We start from the raw sequence: 17,413 nt of genomic DNA on the forward strand, positions 1-17,413 counted from the left end.
TCAGGAACGCATAAGGGTCCCCGGCCGGCGGTGTTTCATGCTCAGGCGTCGGCGTCCGGCTCGGCGATGCGGTAGCCCACGCCCGGCTCGGTCAGCAGGTGCTGCGGATCGGCGCTGTCTTCTTCGAGCTTGGCCCGCAGCTGGCCCATGTAGAGGCGCAGGTAATGTGTCTGCTCGGTGTGTTCGGGCCCCCAGACGTCGGCCAGCAGCTGCCGGTGGGTGACGACCTGGCCCGCCTGACGCACCAGGCGGGCCAGCAGTTCGAACTCCGTCGGAGTCAGATGCACCTCGTCGCCGTCGCGCCGCACGCGCCGCACACGCAAATCGATGTCCAGCCCGCCATGCCGGTAGGACAACACCGCCGGCTGACTGCGGTGGCCGCGGTGCCGCAAGGCCACGCGCACGCGCGCCAGCAGCTCGCCGATGCCGAACGGTTTGACCAGGTAGTCGTCCGCGCCTTCGTCGAGCAGGCGGATCTTCTGGCCCTCGGCCTCGCGGGCCGAAATCACGATCACAGGGCAATTGGAGGTCCGGCGCAGCTCGGCCAGCAACGACTGGCCGTCGCCGTCGGGCAGGCCCAGGTCCAGCAGCACCAGATCCATGCTGGACGTGGCGCCCGCATTGCGCACCTGTGCCCGCGCATCGGCCAGGCTGGCGGCCGGATGCACCTCATAGCCTTCGACGCCCAGGGCTTCGCGCAGGGTGGCGCGCAGCTCCCGGTCGTCTTCCACCAGCAGGATGCGCAGGCTCATGGGGGCGTGACCTCCGGCGGTGGTGGCGTTTCGGCGCCCGGCGCCGGTTCGCGCAACGGCAACCGGAAGTCGAAACGGCAGCCGCCGTGCGGGCGGGCGCTCAGGCGCAGTTCGCCACCATGCGCGCGGGCGATGGCCCGGCACACCGCCAGTCCCACACCCGCGCCCTGGCGCGCGGCTTCGACGCCAGCCTCTGGGCTTGAAGTCTTGTCGCCGCGCTGGAACACGTCGAAGACTTTCTCCCGCCAGGCCAGCGCAATGCCCGGCCCACGGTCGCTAACGCTCAGGCTCACGTGGCCCTCCACCAGCCGGGCCTGTACCTCCACCGGCGCCTCGGCCGGGCTGTACTTCAGTGCGTTGTCCATCAGGTTGTCCAGCAGCTGAGACACCAGCAGCGTGTCGCACCACAGCAGGGGCAGTCCCGGTTCGACCCAGGCCTTGAGCCGCGCTCCGTGGCCGCGCCGGCGCGCGCGGCCCAGCACCGCACCGATGATCTCTTCGGCCGATTCCCAGTCGCGGCGCAGCGCCACGTCGGGCGCGTCCAGCCGTGCCAGCTGCAGGGTGTTGTCGGTCAGGCGACTCAGGCGCGTGGCTTCTTCCACGATGCCGGCCGCCAGCCGCTGGCGTTGGGCCGCGTCCAGCTTGTCGGCCTGGTCGTGCAGCGACGAGGAGGCGCCCATGATGGTGGCCAGTGGGGTGCGGTAGTCGTGCGAGATCGCGGCCAGCAGCGCGTTGCGGGTGGCCTGAAGCTGCGCCTGCTCGCGCGAGGTGCGGGCCTGCCGCTCGGTCAGTGACCGTTGCAGCGCCTGGCCCATCTGGTCGCACAGCGCCTGAAGGTGCGCGCGCAGCGACAGGGCGTCGGTGGTCTGGCCTTGCTCGGGCAGCACCGCCGCACCCAGCGTGACCCCGCGTCCACGCAACGGCAGGTACCAGTCGTGCAGGTCGCCGTAGCGGGCCGTGCCTTCGCCCATCGGGCGGCCATCGCGGATGCACAGCGCCAGGCCTTCGCGTTGCTCGCCATTGGCCTGACCCACGTGCAGCGTGGTGTCGTCTTCCGGCCTGGCGTTCAGGTCCTGCAGCACCGCCAGAGCCACCTCGGCGCCGGTGGCCTCGGTCAGTGCGGTGTGCAGGGCGCTGGCGTGGGCGGCCGGGTCGGGGGCATCGCGCAGCGTGTCGCTCCAGGCGCGCAGCCGCGCCTCCCGGTCGGCCACCAGCCGGGCGGCATCGGCCGTCTGGCGCAGGCGCACCACCAGCCCGGCAATGATCCAGTTGACCACCAGCATCGCCAGCAACAGCAGCGCATGCTGCTGCAGGTCCACGTCGAAGGTGTGCCTCGGCGGGACGAAGGACCAGTTGAACGCCAGCACCGCCCCTGTGCTGGCCAGCGCGCTGGCCCAGCCGGGCCACCACAGCGATGCCACCACCGAGGTCAGCATCAGCAGCATCGCCTCGTTGGAGAGGTCGAACTGGCCGTCCAGCAGCAGCATGGCCGACCAGCCGGCCAGCCATGTCAGCCACGGCCACCAGCGGCGGCCCTGCGCCAGCGGCAGGGCGTTGTGCGGGGCGGAAGAGGAGGGTGCGGCAGGCAAGGTGGTGTCCATGACGGGGCAGCGTAGGACCACCCCCATCAGGAAAGCATATGCCCTGCGGGCCGGCCCCCGTTCAGGAAGGGTCGCGGGTGGCGCGCATGGCGCGGGCGATGTCGTGCTGCCCTAGCGCGTCCAGCCCTGCCGCGGCGCCTTCCAGGTCGCGCGCCTCGCGGTTCTGGCCGAGCTTGAACTTGCCCACCAGGCGGGTGATCTCGATTTCGATGCCGACGATGGCCTTGAGCATGCCGTCGATGAAGTCGGGCGCCGAGTCGCTCATGCGCCAGGGCCTTTCCTGTTGCGAGCGCTGCTCGTGCTCGCGCGTCAGGCGGCCGACCAGGCCACGCAGGAAGCGCTCGTCGTCGCGCACCCTCAGCACACCGTGCGCATGCGCGACCTGGTAGTTCCAGGTCGGCACGTGGCGATGGTGTTCGGGCTTGCTCGGGTACCAGTTGGGCGAGATGTAGCCACCGGCCGCCTGGAAGATCACCAGCACCTCGGTGTCGGCGGCGTGCTGCCACACCGGATTGGTGCGCGCCACGTGGGCCCGCAGGGTGCCGTGCGGGCTGGCAGTGCTGTCCAGTTCGAAGGGCAGCGGGTTGGCGTCCAGCCCGTCGGTGCCGTGTGTGACCAGCTGGGCCAGCGGGTGCGCCTGCATCAGCGCGTGCAACACCTCGGTGCGGTTCTCTTCAAAGTGGGCAGGGCGGTACATGGTGGTTCAGGGGTGGTTGCGCATGGCGTTTTCTACCAGATCGGCCACGGCGTGGTCGGCGTTGTGCCCGCGGGCACGCAGGCCGTCCACCGTGCCCTGCCGGTCGGCAGGGGCCTCGTCCTGGCTGGCCTTCAGGCGGCCTTCGATCCGTTCGATGGGGATTTCGATGCCGACGATGCCCTCCATCAGCCGGCGAACGAAGTCGGCTGGTGCATCGGCCACACGCCAGGGGGCGGGGCGTCCGGCTTCCTGGGCCTGGGTCAGCCGTTCCAGCACGTCGAGCAGGCGTTCGCCGTCATCGATCACCCGCGCCACGCCGTGCACATGGGTTGCTACGTAGTTCCAGGTCGGCACGACCCGCCCGTGTTCGGCCTTGCCCGGATACCAGCCCGGCGTGATGTAGGCCTGCGGCCCGAGGAAGGTCACCACCGAAGCGGCCGTTGCGTCCCATTGCTGCGAGACGGGGTTGGCCCGCGCCACGTGGCCCAGCAGCGTGCCGTCCGGCCCCGCCTGGCGGTCCAGCACAAAGGGGATGTGGTTCGCGATCAGGCCGTCCGCGCCCCGACACACCCAGGTGCCCAGCGGGTGGGCATCGATGAGCCCGTACAGCGCGTCGCGGTTGTCCAGTCGGTGGTACGTAGGCAGGTACATGTCGCGATCTCAGGTGCCGTTCAGCGCCAGCCGCAGCAGCATGACCGTCAGCACCCACATGGTCAGGCCAATCAGGGCGTCCAGCACCTGCCAGGCGCGTGGTCTGGCGAACAGGGGCGCCAGCCAGCGCGCACCAAAGCCCAGCGCGGTGAACCAGCCCAGGCTGGCGATGCTGGAACCGGCGATGAACCAGCCGCGCAGCCCGTCGGGCTGCTGGGCGCCGATGCTGCCCACCAGCAGCACCGTGTCCAGGTACACATGCGGGTTCAGCAGGGTGAAAGCCGCTGCCTGCGCCAGGGCGGCGCCGCGGCTCAGGCCGGCACCGCCGGCCGCAGCCTGCAGCTGGCTGGCGCGGCGCGCGCGCTGCAGCGCCTGCCAGCCGTACCAGGCCAGAAAGGCCGCGCCCGCCAGCGCCATGGCCTGGGCCAGCGCAGGGTGGCGGCCCAGCGCCTGCGCCATGCCCAGCACTCCGGCGGTGATCAGCACCGCGTCGGCCAGTGCGCAGAAAGCCACCACCGGCAGCACATGCTCGCGGCGCAGACCCTGGCGCAGCACGAACGCGTTCTGCGCGCCGATGGCGACGATCAGCCCCAGGCTGAGCAGCAGCCCCTGGACGAACACGGGAAGGATCTGGGCAAACGCGGTGGACGACATGCAGCGAGATTGCCTCGGTTCCAGGATGAAGGCAAACTGTCTTTGCTTTACCTGATTAAGAAAAACTTCACACATGCTGGACTACGCTGCCCTCAACGCCCTGGCCGCCGTGGTGCGCGAAGGCAGCTTCGACCGCGCCGCCCGCGCGCTGCACGTCACCCCGTCTGCGATCTCGCAACGCATCCGTCTGCTGGAAGAGCGCGTGGGCTGTGCGCTGGTGGTGCGCGGCCAGCCCTGCGTGCCCACCGACACCGGGCGCCGCATGTGCCAGCACATCGACCGGGTGCGCCTGCTGGAGCAGGAGCTGAACGAGGCCCTGCCGGCGCTGGCGCCTGAGGGCTCGGCGCGTGTGAGCCTGCCGGTGGCTGTCAACGCCGACAGCCTGGCCACCTGGTTCGCGCCCGCCATGGCCGCCTACGCTGCGCAGGCGCCGGTGCTCATGGCCATCAGCGTGGACGACCAGGACCACACCGCCGAGTGGCTGCGCACCGGTGCCGTGCTGGCTGCCGTCACCAGCGCGGCGCGCCCCGCCACCGGCTGCAACAGCCAGCCGCTGGGAGCCATGCGCTACCTGGCCACCGCCAGCCCGGCGTTCGTGGCGCAGCACTTCGTTGGTGGCGTGGGCGCGGGCAGCCTGGCGCAGGCGCCCAGCCTGCTGTTCAACACCAAGGACGAGCTGCAGGTCAGCTGGGTGCGCCGCCTGTGCCACCGCCACGTGGAACTGCCCCGCCACACGTTGCCCTCATCGCACGCCTTCGTCACCGCCGCGCTGGCGGGCATGGGCTGGGGCATGTTCCCGCAGGCCATGGTGGCACCGCAGCTGGCCGACGGCAGCCTGGTCGAACTGGTGCCCGGAACGCCGCTGGACGTGCCGCTCCACTGGCAGACCGCGCGGGCCGCTTCGGGCCTGCTGGATGGCCTCACGCGGCAGATCGTGGCGGCGGCGCGGACGGGGTTGCTGGTGGGATGAACACCGTGGCTAAACTGCCGCAGGATCACTTCCAAACCCTGCACGCAATGACCTCCTGGCTTCCGAAGTCTGTTCTTGCTCTCGTCCTTGGCCTTGCGTACCTTGCCGCGATCGCCGAGGAGTCGCCGTACAACAAAGGCGTCGAGGCTTGGCGCGCGAAGGACTATGTCGAGGCGCGGAAGCAGTGGGCCCAGTCGCTGGCCGAAGGCGGTTCGGACCTTGCCCTCAACAACCTGGCCTATCTGCTCTACACCGGGCTGGGCGGCGAGGCGCGACCGCAAGAGGCGGTCGAGCTGTGGCGGAAAGGGGCGGCGCTGTCGGTTTCAGAGGCCCAATGGCATCTGGGTCAGGCCTACGAAGCGGGGAAGGGTGTAGAAGCGAACAAGGTGCAGGCCTATGCTTGGTACCTCTGTGCGGTCGCCACTGCCAGCTTGGTTACCAAGGAAGACTCGATCGAACGGGAGATTGAAGCCGACGCGCGCCGTTCAGCCAGCCAGGTGGCAGAACAACTCTCCTTGTCTGAGCAAGAGCGGGGAAAAGAGATCTCCAAAACACTGATTGCCCGCTACTCCAGGCGTTTGTCGATACCGCAGACTGGTGACGAATAGACGGAGTCTTGGTTCATCACAAAAAAGTCGACTCATTTCACAATATCAAGGAGGACTGAGATGAAACGTTATTCGGGACTGCTGGCGCTCGCCATGGTGGCGAACGTTCTTGCCTGCAACGATCACGATCTCGAACAACCCGGCACCGCCGTGCAGGTCATCAACGCGGCAGTGAGCACAGCCAAAGCCGAAGGACCTTTGCTTGTCACGGTGATCGGTGAGCTAAAGAACACGACCGACGAGAAGGTCGACAACCTTGTGCTGGAAGCCAGGCTGACGGATGCCAACGGCAAGGTGGTCGACGTACTGAGCGAATCTGTTTACGGACTTGTCGTGCCGCCCGGAGACCAGGTTTCTTTTCGTCTCCAAGGGGCCGCGGCCACCACGGCTGCGAGCTACGTCAACGCGCAAGTTCGGGTGGTCAGCGCCGAGTCGCACCCGCGGGTGCCGGAAACGCCGCCCAAAGCTGGCTGGGGATCGATTGGGGAGATAGCCATCGCCTGGGCGCCGATGCTGCTCCTGATCCTGGTCTGGATCGTCCTTGCTCGGCGATTCAATGGCAAGGGTTCGAATCAACACAAGATGCTGCTCGCAGTCAACGAGCAGAACGCGCTGCTGACCAGGCAGAGCGCCGCCATAGAGTCCATTGCTGCTTCATTGAGCGCGGGGAACAAGAAGCTCGACATGGGGTAGCCACTTCAGGTTTGGTTCGCCATGTCATTCATCTCTGAAGCCCTTGTCGCTGTGCTTCTCGCCGGTCTCACCTCTGCGGTTTCGGGGCCGGACATCCACGAAGAGCGGTTTGCGAGCGTCGCGGATGCGCAGGCAAAGGGGGCGGTAGCTGATGGCCGGGTGCCGGCCTGGCTTCCGCCTGCGGCCACCCATATCCTGGCAGCGCGCGAGACCGGGTCGAAGCGCTTCATGCTCCGCTTTTCCGTTCCGAAGGACGCGCCGTTCACGCTCGATCCCGCGTGCTCGCAAGTTGCCCCGCGTTCTCCGGCTCCGCCGCCTTTTGCCCGGGGGTGGTGGCCGGGTGATGTGCCGGCCAACAGTTTCGCGACCCACCGGCACGCCTTCTTTCGCTGCGATGACAGCTTCTTCGCCTACGCGGGCCATCTGGGCGAAGGGTTTGTGTGGCGTCCGAAGTGACGCCCGTGCCGACTGTCGGTGCGGTGCGCCACAGAACCACCGTCGTTGCTGTTCTGTTTGTGGTCGGACTGCTGCTGGCGTTTTTCGGTTGGACACGGCTGGAGCATCGACCGCAGGCTCCTTTGGACGCCGTTCGCACCTATCTGGCACAGGCCGCGCCTGCCACAGTCACGGCCTGCCAGCAGCCCGGCGCGTTCGAGCCGTACCAGACCAACGGCAACCGCCTGCGCCGCCTGTTGCAGGGGCGTGAGGTCGACGAAAGCGCCATCAGCATCGAGTTTCCCGACTGCCTGGTGCGGTTCTATCTGCGCCGGGAAGGCGACGGCGTGTGGCGGGTCTATCGTGTCCATCCGCACGCCGGGTAAGGCCACCCGTCTTGTGGTTGGCGTACAGCCGCCGCGCACCCTTTGACCCTCGTCAGCCGCGCGAAACGAAGCCGGTTCAACAATGGGGCATGGCAGATTCCGTCCCCAACGCTCCAGCGGTCTCCCCCGCCGTCTTCACCGCCCGCGCCCTCACCAAGACCTATGGCGAAGGCGACACGGCGGTGCACGCCCTGCGTGGTGTCGATCTGGACATCGTGCGTGGCGAGTTCGTGGTGCTGCTCGGGGCCTCGGGCAGTGGCAAGTCCACGTTGCTCAATATCCTCGGCGGGCTGGACACAGCGACCAGCGGATCGGCCACCTGGACGCACGACGGACAGGTGCACGAACTCATCGGCGCGGGCGACGCCGAGCTGACGCGCTACCGGCGCGAGCACGTGGGCTTCGTGTTCCAGTTCTACAACCTGATCCCCAGCCTGACCGCCGAAGAAAACGTGGCGCTGGTGACCGAGCTGGCCGAGGACCCGATGGACCCCGGCGAGGCGCTGGCGCTGGTGGGGCTGGCCGAGCGGCGGCATCACTTTGTCTCGCAGCTCTCGGGTGGCGAGCAGCAGCGGGTGGCGATTGCGCGCGCGATTGCCAAGCGACCCGAGGTGTTGCTGTGCGACGAGCCCACCGGCGCGCTGGACTGCGCGACCGGCATTATGGTGCTGCAGGCGATCGAGCGCGTGAACCGCGAGCTGGGCACGACCACTGTCGTCATCACCCACAACGCGCCGATCGCCGAGATGGCCGACCGCGTGCTGCGCCTGGCCGACGGCCGCATCATCGACAGCCGGTCCAATACCCACAAGAAGCCGGCCTCGGCGCTGAGCTGGTGAGCCGATGAGCGCAGCGCCGGGCCGCCCCAAGCAAGCTCGCTCCCGCTCGGCGGGACAGGCCGCAGGCCGAAGGGTGCCATCTTGACCACCCTTCACACCAAGCTCTGGCGCGACCTGACGCGGCTGCGCGCGCAGGTGCTGACCATCGCCATGGTGGTGGCGATCGGCGTCGCGGGCTTCGTCGGCATGTTCGCGGTGCACGACTCGCTCAAGACCTCGCGCGACGCCTTCTACCGCGACAACCAGCTGGCCGACGTATTCGTCGGTGTCAAGCGCGCGCCGGTGCATCTGCGCGAGCGGCTGGCCGCGATCCACGGCGTGGCCGACGTGAAGCTCGATGTGCTGTTCGACGCGCAGATCGACCTGCCCGGCGTGATCCCGCCCGTCACCGGCCGCTTCATCGCGCTCGACCTCCCGGCCGTGCACGCCGGGCGCCAGGGCCTGAACGCGCTCACGCTCAAGCGCGGGCGCTGGCCCGAGCGCGGCAGTGCGCTTGAAGCCCTGGTCAGCGACCGTTTCGCGACCGCGCGCACTCTCAAACCCGGCGACGTGGTTCACGCCATCCTCAACGGCCGGCGCGAGCGCATCCTCATCGTCGGCACCGCGATCACGCCCGAATACGTGTTTGCCTCGCAGGGCGGGGCGCCTGACGACTCGGCCTTTGGCGTTTGGTGGATCGATGGCCAGCGCCTGACCGAGCAGTTCGACATGGAGGGCGCCTTCAACCAGGCTTCGCTCAGCCTGCACGCAGGCATGCCGGTCACCCCCGTGCGCGCGCAGGTTGACCGTCTGCTGGCCGACTATGGCAGCGTCGGCGCCGTGGGTCGCGACGGCCAGCTCTCGGCCAAGATCGTCGACGACGAACTCGCCTCGCTCAAGGTCATGGGCACGGTGCTGCCGGCGATCTTTCTCGCGGTCGCCATGTTCATCCTCAACGTCGTGCTCAGCCGCCAGGTCGCCACGCAGCGCAGCCAGATCGCCGCGCTCAAGGCACTGGGCTACACCGACGGCGCCATCGCCGGGCACTACACGCAACTCGCGCTGGTCATCGCCGGCCTGGGCGTGGTGGCCGGGCTGGGCATGAGCGAGCTGATCGGCCGCGGCATGCTGACCCTCTACGACGAAGTGTTCCGCTTCAACCGGCTGGTCTACGTGATGAGTCCATGGCTGGTGCTGGCATCGGTGCTGATCGCTGCACTCGCCGCCGCGACCGGCACCTGGGCCGCGATCCACGCCGTGGTGCGGCTGCGCCCGGCGCAGGCCATGTTGCCGCCCGCGCCGCCGGCCTATTCGCGCACGCTGGTCGAGCGCCTGGGCCTGGGCCGCTTCCTCTCTACCGGCGCCCGCATGGTGGTGCGTCAGGTCGAGCGCCGGCCGCTGCGCGCCCTGTTCACCATCACCGGCATCGCGATGGCCGTGGCGCTGCAGATCTCGGGCGCCGCCTGGCTCGACGCCATCGGCCACATCGCCGACGTGCAGTACCGCCAGGTGCAGCAGGGCGACGTGCTGGTCAACTTCCGCCGCCCGGTGCCGCCCAACGTGGTGCAGGACCTGCAGCGGCTGCCCGGCGTGATCGACGCCGAACCCTACCGCACCGAGCCGGTCAAGGTCAGCCTGCGCGGGCGCAGCGAAGACACGGCGCTCAGCGGCTATGTCGGCAACGCGCAACTGTTGCGCGTGATCGACGAAGAGCGTGGCCCCGTCGCGATGCCGACGCACGGGGTGGTGCTCTCGGGTTTGCTGGCGCGCGAGCTGGGCGCGCGCGTGGGCGACCGCATCACGCTGGACTTCCGCCTCTGGAACCGGCGGCAGGTGCAGATCGAGGTGGTCGACATCGTGCACACCATGTTCGGCAAGCTGTTGTTCATGAACCTCGACGCGATGAACCGGCTGGCCGGCGATGGCGACGGCGTGGCCGACGCGGCGCTGCTGGTCGACCCCGCCGCGATGACGGCGTTCTGGACCGCGGTCAAGAGCGCGCCGACCATCTCGTCGGTGTTCGACAAGGCCGGCTCCTACGAAGCCTTCAGCCAGCGCACGTCCAAAAACCTTGGCATCTTCAGCGGCATCCTGACCGTGTTCGCCATCGCGCTGGCGGTCGGCATCATCTACAACGCGGCGCGCATCTCGCTCTCCGAGCGCGCCTGGGAGCTGGCCAGCCTGCGCGTGCTGGGCATGACGCGGGCCGAGGTCTCGGTGCTGCTGCTGGCCGAGCTGGGTGCCGAACTGCTGATCGCGCTGCCCATCGGCGCCGGCCTGGGCTACGCGCTGACCAGCGCCATGATGGCGCTGATGGCCAGCGACGCGATTGATTTTCCGGTGGTGATCAACCCCTCGACCTACGCGTCGGCGGGGCTCATCGTGCTGGCCGCCGGGGTGGCCAGTGCCCTGCTGGTGCGCCGGCAGATCGACCGGCTCGACCTGGTTTCCGTCTTGAAGGTGCGTGAATGAAAACTACCAACTCCTGGAGCCCGGCCCGCCGCTGGGGCGTGGGCATCGCGGCGCTCGGCGCCGTGGCCGTGCTGGTCTGGGCCGCCTACCGGCCGCGCCCGCTTGATGTGGAGACGGCGCCTGTCGCCCAGGGCCGCTTCGAGCAGGTGATCGAAGAAGACGGTCAGCTGCGCCTGCAGCACCGCTACCTCGTCACCGCGCCGACCGCCGCGCAGCTGCAGCGGCCCACGCTCAAGGTCGGCGATATGGTCAAGGCGGGCGACGTGGTCGCCGTGCTCGCGCCCGCCGCGCCCGGCCTGATCGACGCGCGCACCCGCGAGGTCCTGCAGCAGCGCGTGGGCAGCGCCGAAGCCGCGACCCGCAGCGCCGCTGCCAATGTGCTGCGCCTGCAGGCTGCGCTGTCGCAGGCCACGCTCGACGCCGAACGCTCGGCCCAGCTCGCCAAAGAGAACTTCATCGCTCCGTCCGCCCGCGACCAGAGCCGCCTTGCCCGCGAAGCCGCCGCGCAGGCGCTCAAGGCTGCGCAGGCCGAACAGGCGGCGTCCGAACATGCGCTGGGCGAAGCCCGCGCCGCACTCGGCCGCGCCGAACCGTCGGGCAATGCACCCCATGGGCTGTGGTCGCTCAAGAGCCCGGTCAACGGCCGCGTCATCAAGCTGCACAAGGACAGCAGCGAACCGGTGCAGGCCGGGCAGGCGCTGCTCGAAATCGGCGATACCGGCGCGATGGAAGCCGTGATTGACGTGCTCTCCGGCGACGCGCCGCGCATCGTTGCGGGCGCCGCCGTGCAACTGTCCTCAGGCCGCAACCAGCCGCCGCTGGCCGGGCAGGTCGCGCGGGTCGATCCGGTCGCCTTCACCAAGACTTCGGCACTGGGCATCGAAGAACAGCGCGTCAACGTCACCGTGGCGCTCAAGGCGCCGCCCGAAGAACTGCAGAAACTCGGCGACGGCTTCCGCGTCGACGCGCGCATCACCGTGTCGTCCAAAGACGGCGCGCTGCTCGTGCCCTCTGCGGCGCTGGTGCGCCAGGGGGAGGGCTGGCAGGTGTTCGTGGTGGAAGAGGGCAAGGCACGTGCCAGAGCCGTGACCTTCAGCGACCGCAACGCCGACAGCGCCTGGGTCAAGGACGGGCTGAATGCGGGGGAGACGGTGGTGCTGTATCCGGGAAGCGGGATGAAGGATGGGCAGCCGGTGAAGAACCGGGCAGCACCTTGATTCGCTGGATCGTCACCTGGCTGTGGTGAGGCTGTGTCTGATACCGCACAGACGACCCTGAGCGACGGGGCTAACGTCCTGTCTTTATTGCGGTGATGCGGCCGGCGCGTTGGGCGTGTCTGCCAGTGTCTCCAACTGCAGTGATGCCGTCCAACCACTCACCGGAGGTGCCATGAAGGGCTACGTACAGGACATCGAGGCGATTGCCATTCGAAACGAGGACTTCCGTCAGGTGCTCTACACCGCCAGACATTGCCAGCTTGTGGTCATGGCGTTGAAACCCAATGAAGAGATCGGCGCGGAAGTTCACCAGCTGGATCAGTTCTTCCGGGTCGAGCAGGGCACTGGCGAGGCCGTGCTTGACGGTGTCCGGACACCGCTGCAAGCTGGTTATGCTGTGATCGTCCCTGCAGGTGCGAAGCACAACATCATCAACACGGGCACCGAGCCCCTGAAGTTGTACACGCTCTATGCGCCGCCGAACCATCGTGACGGCGTGATTCACCACACGCGGGAAGATGCTCAGGCCGACACCGAGCACTTTGACGGCAAGACCACCGAATAGAAGAAGGACGGCATGTTGCAGTTGCGTGTGGGTTTCGAGATGGTTTATGAGTTCGTCCAGCCGACGCCGGTGATCCTGGCGCTGAGCATCCACCACTCGCGGGCGGGCGATCTGGTGGTGCCGGACCAACTGGTGACCGATCCGTTCGTGCCTGCCACCAGCTACCAGGATGTCTTTGGCAACCGCTGCACCCGCCTAGTCGCACCACAGGGCCGGCTGGTGCTGACCAGCAACGCCGTGGTGAACGACTCGGGTCTTGTGGACATCGTGGTGCCTCAGGCCTTTCAGTCCCGGGTGGAAGACCTTCCCGCCTCCACGCTGATCTACCTGCTGGGCAGCCGATTCTGCGAAACCGAATTGCTGTCCGCCATCGCGTGGCAGCGGTTTTCCGCCTTCCCGCTGGGCTGGCCCCGGGTGCAGGCCATCTGCGACTTTGTGCATCACCACATTGAATTCGGCTACCACCACGCACGAAGCACGCGCACGGCCATGGAGGCCTACAACGAAGGCCGCGGCGTCTGCCGCGACTACGCCCACCTGGCCATTGCCTTGTGCCGGTGCATGAACATTCCGGCGCGCTATTGCACCGGGTACCTTGGCGATGTCGGCACCGAGCCTCCATACGGCCCGATGGACTTCGCCGCCTGGTTCGAGGCCTATCTCGGCGACGACTGGTACACCTTCGACGCGCGCAACAACGTGCCGCGGATCGGCCGCGTGCTGATTGCCCGCGGCCGCGACGCCTGCGACGTGGCGCTGTCCAGCACCTTCGGGCCCAACAAGCTGGAAGGCTTCAAGGTCTGGACCGACGTCGTGGGCACCGCGTAGCGTGCAGCGATCTCAGTTCTGGCCAAACTTCGTCTTGGCCGCAGCGACGCAGCCGCTCTTGGCATCGCCCGCCAGGGCATCGCACTTTTCGACCGCCACCTTGTAGTCCGCATCGCGCTTGTCGGTGGCCGCGTCTTTCTTCGCTTCGCCGATCTCCTTGCCCATCTTGGCGTCGGCCAGCGCCTTGGTCTCGACCGCCTTGGCCTCCTTCACGCACACGTCCTTGGCGTTGCCGGCTTTGTCGTCGCAGCGTTCCTTGGCCACGGCGTAAGCCGATTCGGCCTTCGCCACCAGCACCTTGTTGCCGTCGGCCGCCTTGCCGGAGTGACCGTACTCGAGCTCAGCGCGTGCGACTTTCTCCTTGGCCTTGGCCTCTTCGACGCAGACATCCTTGGCGTTGGACGTCTGTGATGAACAAGCGGCCTTGTCCTGCTTGTAGTCCGCGCTGATGCGGGTCTTGCCGGCCTTGTAGTCCGCATCGGTCATGGTGGCGGCGTAGGCCATCGGCAGCGTCAGCAGGGTGGCAACCAGCAGTGAGGTACGGGAAAGATGGAGGGTGTTCATGGGGTGCTCTCTTCTGGTCGGAATCGGGATGGGAATGGGGGAAGCGAATCCTCCGCCTTGCGCCTGCGAGATGCTGCGGTTCAGACAGCATTCAACTAGGCGACAGTCCCAGTGTCTGCCCGATGCCAGTCGATTTCCGTGCGTCAGCGAACACAGGGGCTGATGCCCGCGTACGAGACTCCGCGCGAAGGGGTCTTTGGGGGGAAGTGGATGCCGGGTTTCGTGGTTTACTTATCCCTGTATACAAATCAGGTCATGGCCTCCAACCCCTTGATCTGATTGATTTGTTCGGAGATTGGTGTGACCAGAATATCCCGCACCGTCCAGCTTATCCCGCAGGTTCTGCGGGATACATTACGTTAGCCCTATTCTTATGCGCATCGTCAAACGCACACGATCTCTTCTGGTATCAGTGCTTCTCTGTTTCTCCACGTCTGCGTTTGCTGACGAGTCAGAAGGTCTTGGCCCAGACAAATGGCCCGAGACTGTTGAGGCTGCGATGCAAATGATCATTTCTCGTCTTCCCGAAAAATATCGTTTGCTGGTCAAGAACACAAGAAAAGAAGATCTAATTCAGTATCACCACGGTTGGGGTACAGGAATTCGCAACTATTACGGATTGTGGCGAGGCAACAAAAAACTTCTGTTGTCGGCATGTGGAAAGCCTTGCCATCCCGATGATGCATCAATGAAAATCATCGAGGCGGTTTGGGAGGAATTGCAGAAGTGACTGATCGGGCTAACCTGGCGCTCCACCTCGCTCCCTTTGGTCGCAGGACGCTGCGCGATAAAGCCGCGCAGCGCCGGTTAGCTCTACGTTAGGCTGCAGAACTTCCGGTCATGCGCACTGAAAAGAATCGAACTGCCTTGGCAGGTGCCTCAAGGAATGCCGCGCGCGCCTTTGAGGCGCTCAAGGCTCCTGAGTTCTCGCACGTGCCACCTGAAGAAAAGTCCGCATGGGCTATGGCCGCGCTCATTCACTGCGATATTTGTCGGCTTGTGATTGCGTACGCTGAATGCGAGCGCGAAGGCATTGCTCGCCTGCTCTGCATGTCAGATATCTCTTCGAAGTTGTATGAAGCCAGGAACTGGTACAGCAACGCCGGCACCGCTCTTCTTCGTGGCATTGCCGCACGGAAGCCGTACGGCTTGGTCAAGGCCAACAAGGAAATCGAGCATCTTAAAATCACCCACCAAGTACACCGAATCAACAAGTACGCTGACTATCGGAACCGGATCGGCTATCACTATGACGAACAGGCTCTCCAATACTTGGAGAAGTTTTCAAACGAAGATGCCGAAGAGTTCTTTGAGGTCTTGACTTCGTTCGTAAAGTTCGCTGGGGCATGGGCTCAGCTGACCAAAGATCTCATCCAGAGCCAATGAAATCGAAGTTTCAACGTGCTGCTGGCGTGCAGCTGCAGCCTAACCCTTCCATCGAGGGGACGGCCTCCTGCAGGCTTCGCCCGCCTCCATCTGCCCCTCATGGCAAACGTTAAAGCGCAAAAATCTGTACCAATGTTCTTTGCCAGTCGGACACATCAACGGGTCAAGGTCGCATCGCTGGTGCTGCTCGTCTTGGTTTGTGTTGCGGCGGCGCTTGGTCTGCTTTTCCCGCAAAACGGTGGTACCTTTTGGGATTCATTTCGCTGGTGGGTATTGGGCATCCCGATTGGACTGGCGGCTTGGCTGGGCCTTGAGTGGTGCGGCACAACGCTGTTGGGCTTCTCTTTTTGGCAGAAGATGCCTAGCGCTGTTCGAGTCCTGATGCTTTTGGCAATCATCGTCATAATCGTTACGGTGTTCACCAAGCAGTTTGCGTATGCGCTTTAACAGGTTCGTCGAATGGACCCCCCAACGGCGGCCAGCGTGGTCGCCAATCTTCCCAACTGAGTGCGCTGTTGCGGCCCACTCACGGCCAACGTTAGGCATCCCATGAAACGTATCGCTACTGCACTGGCCGCCATCGCAGTTTCAGTATCTGCGCTGTCTGGCGCCTGGGGCGATGGCAGCTTCGAGAACGACGATGCCCTAGATTGGGTAAGTCAGTGCACCCAAAGCGCCTGCGTCGACACCATTTCGGCAACGCTCAACAACGCAATCAACGCGAAGTTCATTGAGGCTTCCGAAGGGGCGGCCGTTGTTGCCGCGTCTGAGGTTATTGCGGCAGCGTCCGGAAAACCGAGTCCAAGTCTTCCGCCTGAGTTAAGTAAGTGGCTCAAGAAGCAACCCTCAGCTAAGCTGATTGAACTTGCACCCAAGGCAAGGCAGGCGCTGGCAAGAGTAAAAGATCCCAAAGCTTCCGAACTGCAGCAACTTTGGGCAGAAGGTAAGAAGAACGAGTGGGCGAAGCGCATCCAGGAACTGGAAGCTAGGTTAGCCAAATAGGCAACCATGCTCGCCGGTATGCCTAACCTTTCAATCGAGAGGACATGCCTCGGCAAGCCGGGTAATGCCTCTCATCTCAAACGTTAGGCGTCTCAAGTACATGCAAAGCTACTCCTTCTCTGTCGCCCTGAGAATCTGGCATCCAAACATCGATCCGGAAGTGATTTCCCAAAACCTCTGGTTGAAGGCAAAGCACGCTGCAATGGCCAGAGCAGAACGGACTACGCCGAAGGGCCGAAAGCTCTCGGGAGTGCACGCCGAAAGCTACTGGCACTCTGATCCATTCGAAAGGGACGACTACGCGTCCACCGACGACTTGGCAGAAGACATCCTCGCAAGCGTGGTTGAAGTACTTGCTCCTAAGAAGGCGTTCCTGCTGCTGCTGCGCGAGCAGGGAGCAAGGCTCCATCTCCAAGTCGCATCGTTCAGCCATCGAAACTACGCTGTCGAGCTTTCGCCGCACTTCCTTATAGCTTGTGGTGAGCTTGGGTTGAGCGTAGTTCACGATGTCTATCCGTGCGCACAAGGCATCTAGTGGCACAGCCACCTAACCCTTCCATCGAGGGGACTTGCCCTGGCAAGCCGGGTCAAGCCCCTCATGTCAAACGTTAGGCCGCATGGAACCAAGGCTGCCCATCGTCTCTGCCAAAGTCACGCTCTTGCCGGAACTCGACAACGGGAGAGGTATTGCCGGTGCGCAGTATCGGCCGCACATCGTTCTTGCTCCCACGAGCCAGCGGCGCGCAGTCGTCGCAAGTGGGAACACCTTGGTTGAGCCGTACCTGGGCGTAGTCGTCGTCTCAGGTCCGCAGGTGCTTCGCCCTGGAGAGGAAGCCTCCGTAGGACTCGCGCTTGTGTACTGGGCCAACACGCCCGCTGCCTATGTTGGTGTCGTCCCTGGTGCAACGTTCACTGTCCGCGAGGGAGGAAACATCGTTGGCTATGGTCGTGTCGAATCAAGAGTCGACCCGTAACACTCGCACTCCTACCAGCCAAGCGAGCAATGCAGCCTAACCCTTCGCTCGAGCGGGGACCTCCACTGGCCTGGCACTTGGCCCGCGAAGCGCTCGCTGTCTATCATCCGCTTCACAGGCCAAGCGCCATTCCGGTTCCG

Annotated in this window: 21 protein-coding genes; 15 read left to right on the plus strand and 6 right to left on the minus strand. The window is 65.6% G+C overall.

Annotated features, from left to right (window positions below):
- Positions 1-41: 41 nt before the first annotated feature.
- The 5 genes from ACLIJ1_RS19765 to ACLIJ1_RS19785 all read right to left on the minus strand — a co-directional run bounded on the left by ACLIJ1_RS19765 (position 42) and on the right by ACLIJ1_RS19785 (position 4,355).
- Positions 42-752, minus strand: a complete 711-nt coding sequence (locus tag ACLIJ1_RS19765) for a response regulator (protein ID WP_411367269.1) — start codon at positions 750-752, stop codon at positions 42-44.
- Positions 749-2,353 carry an ATP-binding protein gene (locus ACLIJ1_RS19770; protein ID WP_411367270.1) on the minus strand — a complete coding sequence of 535 codons (1,605 nt, stop codon included), beginning with the start codon at positions 2,351-2,353 and terminating at the stop codon, positions 749-751. The genes ACLIJ1_RS19765 and ACLIJ1_RS19770 overlap by 4 nt, the downstream gene beginning before the upstream one ends.
- Positions 2,354-2,414: 61 nt before the next feature.
- Entirely contained in the window at positions 2,415-3,050 is a 636-nt protein-coding gene (locus ACLIJ1_RS19775; RefSeq protein WP_411367271.1) for an FMN-binding negative transcriptional regulator, read from the minus strand.
- Between the two features lie 6 nt (positions 3,051-3,056).
- Entirely contained in the window at positions 3,057-3,701 is a 645-nt protein-coding gene (locus ACLIJ1_RS19780) for an FMN-binding negative transcriptional regulator (protein ID WP_411367272.1), read from the minus strand.
- A 9-nt stretch (positions 3,702-3,710) separates the two neighbouring features.
- Complete coding sequence (locus ACLIJ1_RS19785) at positions 3,711-4,355, minus strand: LysE/ArgO family amino acid transporter (protein ID WP_411367273.1); 645 nt, start codon at positions 4,353-4,355, stop codon at positions 3,711-3,713.
- A gap of 73 nt (positions 4,356-4,428) precedes the next feature.
- Between ACLIJ1_RS19785 and ACLIJ1_RS19790 the strand changes: the two genes are divergently transcribed.
- The 10 genes from ACLIJ1_RS19790 (at position 4,429) to ACLIJ1_RS19835 (ending at position 13,347) form a co-directional block, all read left to right on the plus strand.
- Positions 4,429-5,325 (plus strand): LysR family transcriptional regulator ArgP, encoded by an 897-nt coding sequence (locus ACLIJ1_RS19790; RefSeq protein WP_411367274.1) that lies wholly within the window; start codon positions 4,429-4,431, stop codon positions 5,323-5,325.
- Positions 5,322-5,933 (plus strand): tetratricopeptide repeat protein, encoded by a 612-nt coding sequence (locus ACLIJ1_RS19795; RefSeq protein WP_411367275.1) that lies wholly within the window; start codon positions 5,322-5,324, stop codon positions 5,931-5,933. Before ACLIJ1_RS19790 ends, ACLIJ1_RS19795 begins: the two co-directional genes overlap by 4 nt.
- 60 nt (positions 5,934-5,993) lie before the next feature.
- A complete protein-coding gene (locus tag ACLIJ1_RS19800; protein ID WP_411367276.1) occupies positions 5,994-6,626 on the plus strand; it encodes an FxLYD domain-containing protein in 633 nt (210 codons plus the stop codon).
- Between the two features lie 21 nt (positions 6,627-6,647).
- On the plus strand, positions 6,648-7,082 hold the full coding sequence (locus ACLIJ1_RS19805; RefSeq protein ID WP_411367277.1) for a hypothetical protein: 435 nt from the start codon (positions 6,648-6,650) through the stop codon (positions 7,080-7,082).
- Positions 7,067-7,447, plus strand: a complete 381-nt coding sequence (locus ACLIJ1_RS19810; protein ID WP_411367278.1) for a hypothetical protein — start codon at positions 7,067-7,069, stop codon at positions 7,445-7,447. Before ACLIJ1_RS19805 ends, ACLIJ1_RS19810 begins: the two co-directional genes overlap by 16 nt.
- An 89-nt stretch (positions 7,448-7,536) precedes the next feature.
- Positions 7,537-8,286 (plus strand): ABC transporter ATP-binding protein, encoded by a 750-nt coding sequence (locus tag ACLIJ1_RS19815; protein WP_411367279.1) that lies wholly within the window; start codon positions 7,537-7,539, stop codon positions 8,284-8,286.
- A gap of 81 nt (positions 8,287-8,367) precedes the next feature.
- A complete protein-coding gene (locus ACLIJ1_RS19820) occupies positions 8,368-10,737 on the plus strand; it encodes an ABC transporter permease (RefSeq protein WP_411367280.1) in 2,370 nt (789 codons plus the stop codon).
- A complete protein-coding gene (locus tag ACLIJ1_RS19825) occupies positions 10,734-11,954 on the plus strand; it encodes an efflux RND transporter periplasmic adaptor subunit (protein WP_411367281.1) in 1,221 nt (406 codons plus the stop codon). Before ACLIJ1_RS19820 ends, ACLIJ1_RS19825 begins: the two co-directional genes overlap by 4 nt.
- Positions 11,955-12,126: 172 nt before the next feature.
- Complete coding sequence (locus ACLIJ1_RS19830) at positions 12,127-12,519, plus strand: cupin domain-containing protein (protein ID WP_411367282.1); 393 nt, start codon at positions 12,127-12,129, stop codon at positions 12,517-12,519.
- 15 nt (positions 12,520-12,534) lie between these two features.
- Positions 12,535-13,347, plus strand: a complete 813-nt coding sequence (locus ACLIJ1_RS19835; protein ID WP_411367548.1) for a transglutaminase-like domain-containing protein — start codon at positions 12,535-12,537, stop codon at positions 13,345-13,347.
- 12 nt (positions 13,348-13,359) lie between these two features.
- Here ACLIJ1_RS19835 and ACLIJ1_RS19840 read toward each other — a convergent pair whose 3' ends face one another.
- Entirely contained in the window at positions 13,360-13,911 is a 552-nt protein-coding gene (locus ACLIJ1_RS19840) for a hypothetical protein (protein ID WP_411367283.1), read from the minus strand.
- Positions 13,912-14,284: 373 nt separating this feature from the next.
- Here ACLIJ1_RS19840 and ACLIJ1_RS19845 point away from each other — a divergent pair, with 373 nt between their 5' ends.
- The 5 genes from ACLIJ1_RS19845 to ACLIJ1_RS19865 all read left to right on the plus strand — a co-directional run bounded on the left by ACLIJ1_RS19845 (position 14,285) and on the right by ACLIJ1_RS19865 (position 16,834).
- Entirely contained in the window at positions 14,285-14,641 is a 357-nt protein-coding gene (locus ACLIJ1_RS19845) for a DUF6794 domain-containing protein (RefSeq protein WP_411367284.1), read from the plus strand.
- A 110-nt stretch (positions 14,642-14,751) separates the two neighbouring features.
- Positions 14,752-15,297 (plus strand): hypothetical protein, encoded by a 546-nt coding sequence (locus tag ACLIJ1_RS19850; RefSeq protein WP_411367285.1) that lies wholly within the window; start codon positions 14,752-14,754, stop codon positions 15,295-15,297.
- A gap of 99 nt (positions 15,298-15,396) precedes the next feature.
- Complete coding sequence (locus ACLIJ1_RS19855; RefSeq protein ID WP_411367286.1) at positions 15,397-15,744, plus strand: hypothetical protein; 348 nt, start codon at positions 15,397-15,399, stop codon at positions 15,742-15,744.
- A gap of 102 nt (positions 15,745-15,846) precedes the next feature.
- Positions 15,847-16,299, plus strand: coding sequence for a DUF4259 domain-containing protein (locus ACLIJ1_RS19860; protein WP_411367287.1), 453 nt, complete (start codon positions 15,847-15,849; stop codon positions 16,297-16,299).
- Between the two features lie 100 nt (positions 16,300-16,399).
- On the plus strand, positions 16,400-16,834 hold the full coding sequence (locus ACLIJ1_RS19865) for a hypothetical protein (RefSeq protein WP_411367288.1): 435 nt from the start codon (positions 16,400-16,402) through the stop codon (positions 16,832-16,834).
- Positions 16,835-17,413 lie beyond the last annotated feature (579 nt).

Origin of the sequence: Hydrogenophaga sp. RWCD_12, assembly GCF_046604225.1 — a bacterium.
Lineage (GTDB): Bacteria > Pseudomonadota > Gammaproteobacteria > Burkholderiales > Burkholderiaceae_C > Hydrogenophaga.

Coding starts and splice junctions, on each gene's coding strand:
- ACLIJ1_RS19765 (WP_411367269.1), bottom strand. CDS start 752: ATGAGCCTGCGCATCCTGCTGGTGGAAGACGACCGGGAGCTGCGCGCC.
- ACLIJ1_RS19770 (WP_411367270.1), bottom strand. CDS start 2,353: ATGGACACCACCTTGCCTGCCGCACCCTCCTCTTCCGCCCCGCACAAC.
- ACLIJ1_RS19775 (WP_411367271.1), bottom strand. CDS start 3,050: ATGTACCGCCCTGCCCACTTTGAAGAGAACCGCACCGAGGTGTTGCAC.
- ACLIJ1_RS19780 (WP_411367272.1), bottom strand. CDS start 3,701: ATGTACCTGCCTACGTACCACCGACTGGACAACCGCGACGCGCTGTAC.
- ACLIJ1_RS19785 (WP_411367273.1), bottom strand. CDS start 4,355: ATGTCGTCCACCGCGTTTGCCCAGATCCTTCCCGTGTTCGTCCAGGGG.
- ACLIJ1_RS19790 (WP_411367274.1), top strand. CDS start 4,429: ATGCTGGACTACGCTGCCCTCAACGCCCTGGCCGCCGTGGTGCGCGAA.
- ACLIJ1_RS19795 (WP_411367275.1), top strand. CDS start 5,322: ATGAACACCGTGGCTAAACTGCCGCAGGATCACTTCCAAACCCTGCAC.
- ACLIJ1_RS19800 (WP_411367276.1), top strand. CDS start 5,994: ATGAAACGTTATTCGGGACTGCTGGCGCTCGCCATGGTGGCGAACGTT.
- ACLIJ1_RS19805 (WP_411367277.1), top strand. CDS start 6,648: ATGTCATTCATCTCTGAAGCCCTTGTCGCTGTGCTTCTCGCCGGTCTC.
- ACLIJ1_RS19815 (WP_411367279.1), top strand. CDS start 7,537: ATGGCAGATTCCGTCCCCAACGCTCCAGCGGTCTCCCCCGCCGTCTTC.
- ACLIJ1_RS19825 (WP_411367281.1), top strand. CDS start 10,734: ATGAAAACTACCAACTCCTGGAGCCCGGCCCGCCGCTGGGGCGTGGGC.
- ACLIJ1_RS19830 (WP_411367282.1), top strand. CDS start 12,127: ATGAAGGGCTACGTACAGGACATCGAGGCGATTGCCATTCGAAACGAG.
- ACLIJ1_RS19840 (WP_411367283.1), bottom strand. CDS start 13,911: ATGAACACCCTCCATCTTTCCCGTACCTCACTGCTGGTTGCCACCCTG.
- ACLIJ1_RS19845 (WP_411367284.1), top strand. CDS start 14,285: ATGCGCATCGTCAAACGCACACGATCTCTTCTGGTATCAGTGCTTCTC.
- ACLIJ1_RS19850 (WP_411367285.1), top strand. CDS start 14,752: ATGCGCACTGAAAAGAATCGAACTGCCTTGGCAGGTGCCTCAAGGAAT.
- ACLIJ1_RS19855 (WP_411367286.1), top strand. CDS start 15,397: ATGGCAAACGTTAAAGCGCAAAAATCTGTACCAATGTTCTTTGCCAGT.
- ACLIJ1_RS19860 (WP_411367287.1), top strand. CDS start 15,847: ATGAAACGTATCGCTACTGCACTGGCCGCCATCGCAGTTTCAGTATCT.
- ACLIJ1_RS19865 (WP_411367288.1), top strand. CDS start 16,400: ATGCAAAGCTACTCCTTCTCTGTCGCCCTGAGAATCTGGCATCCAAAC.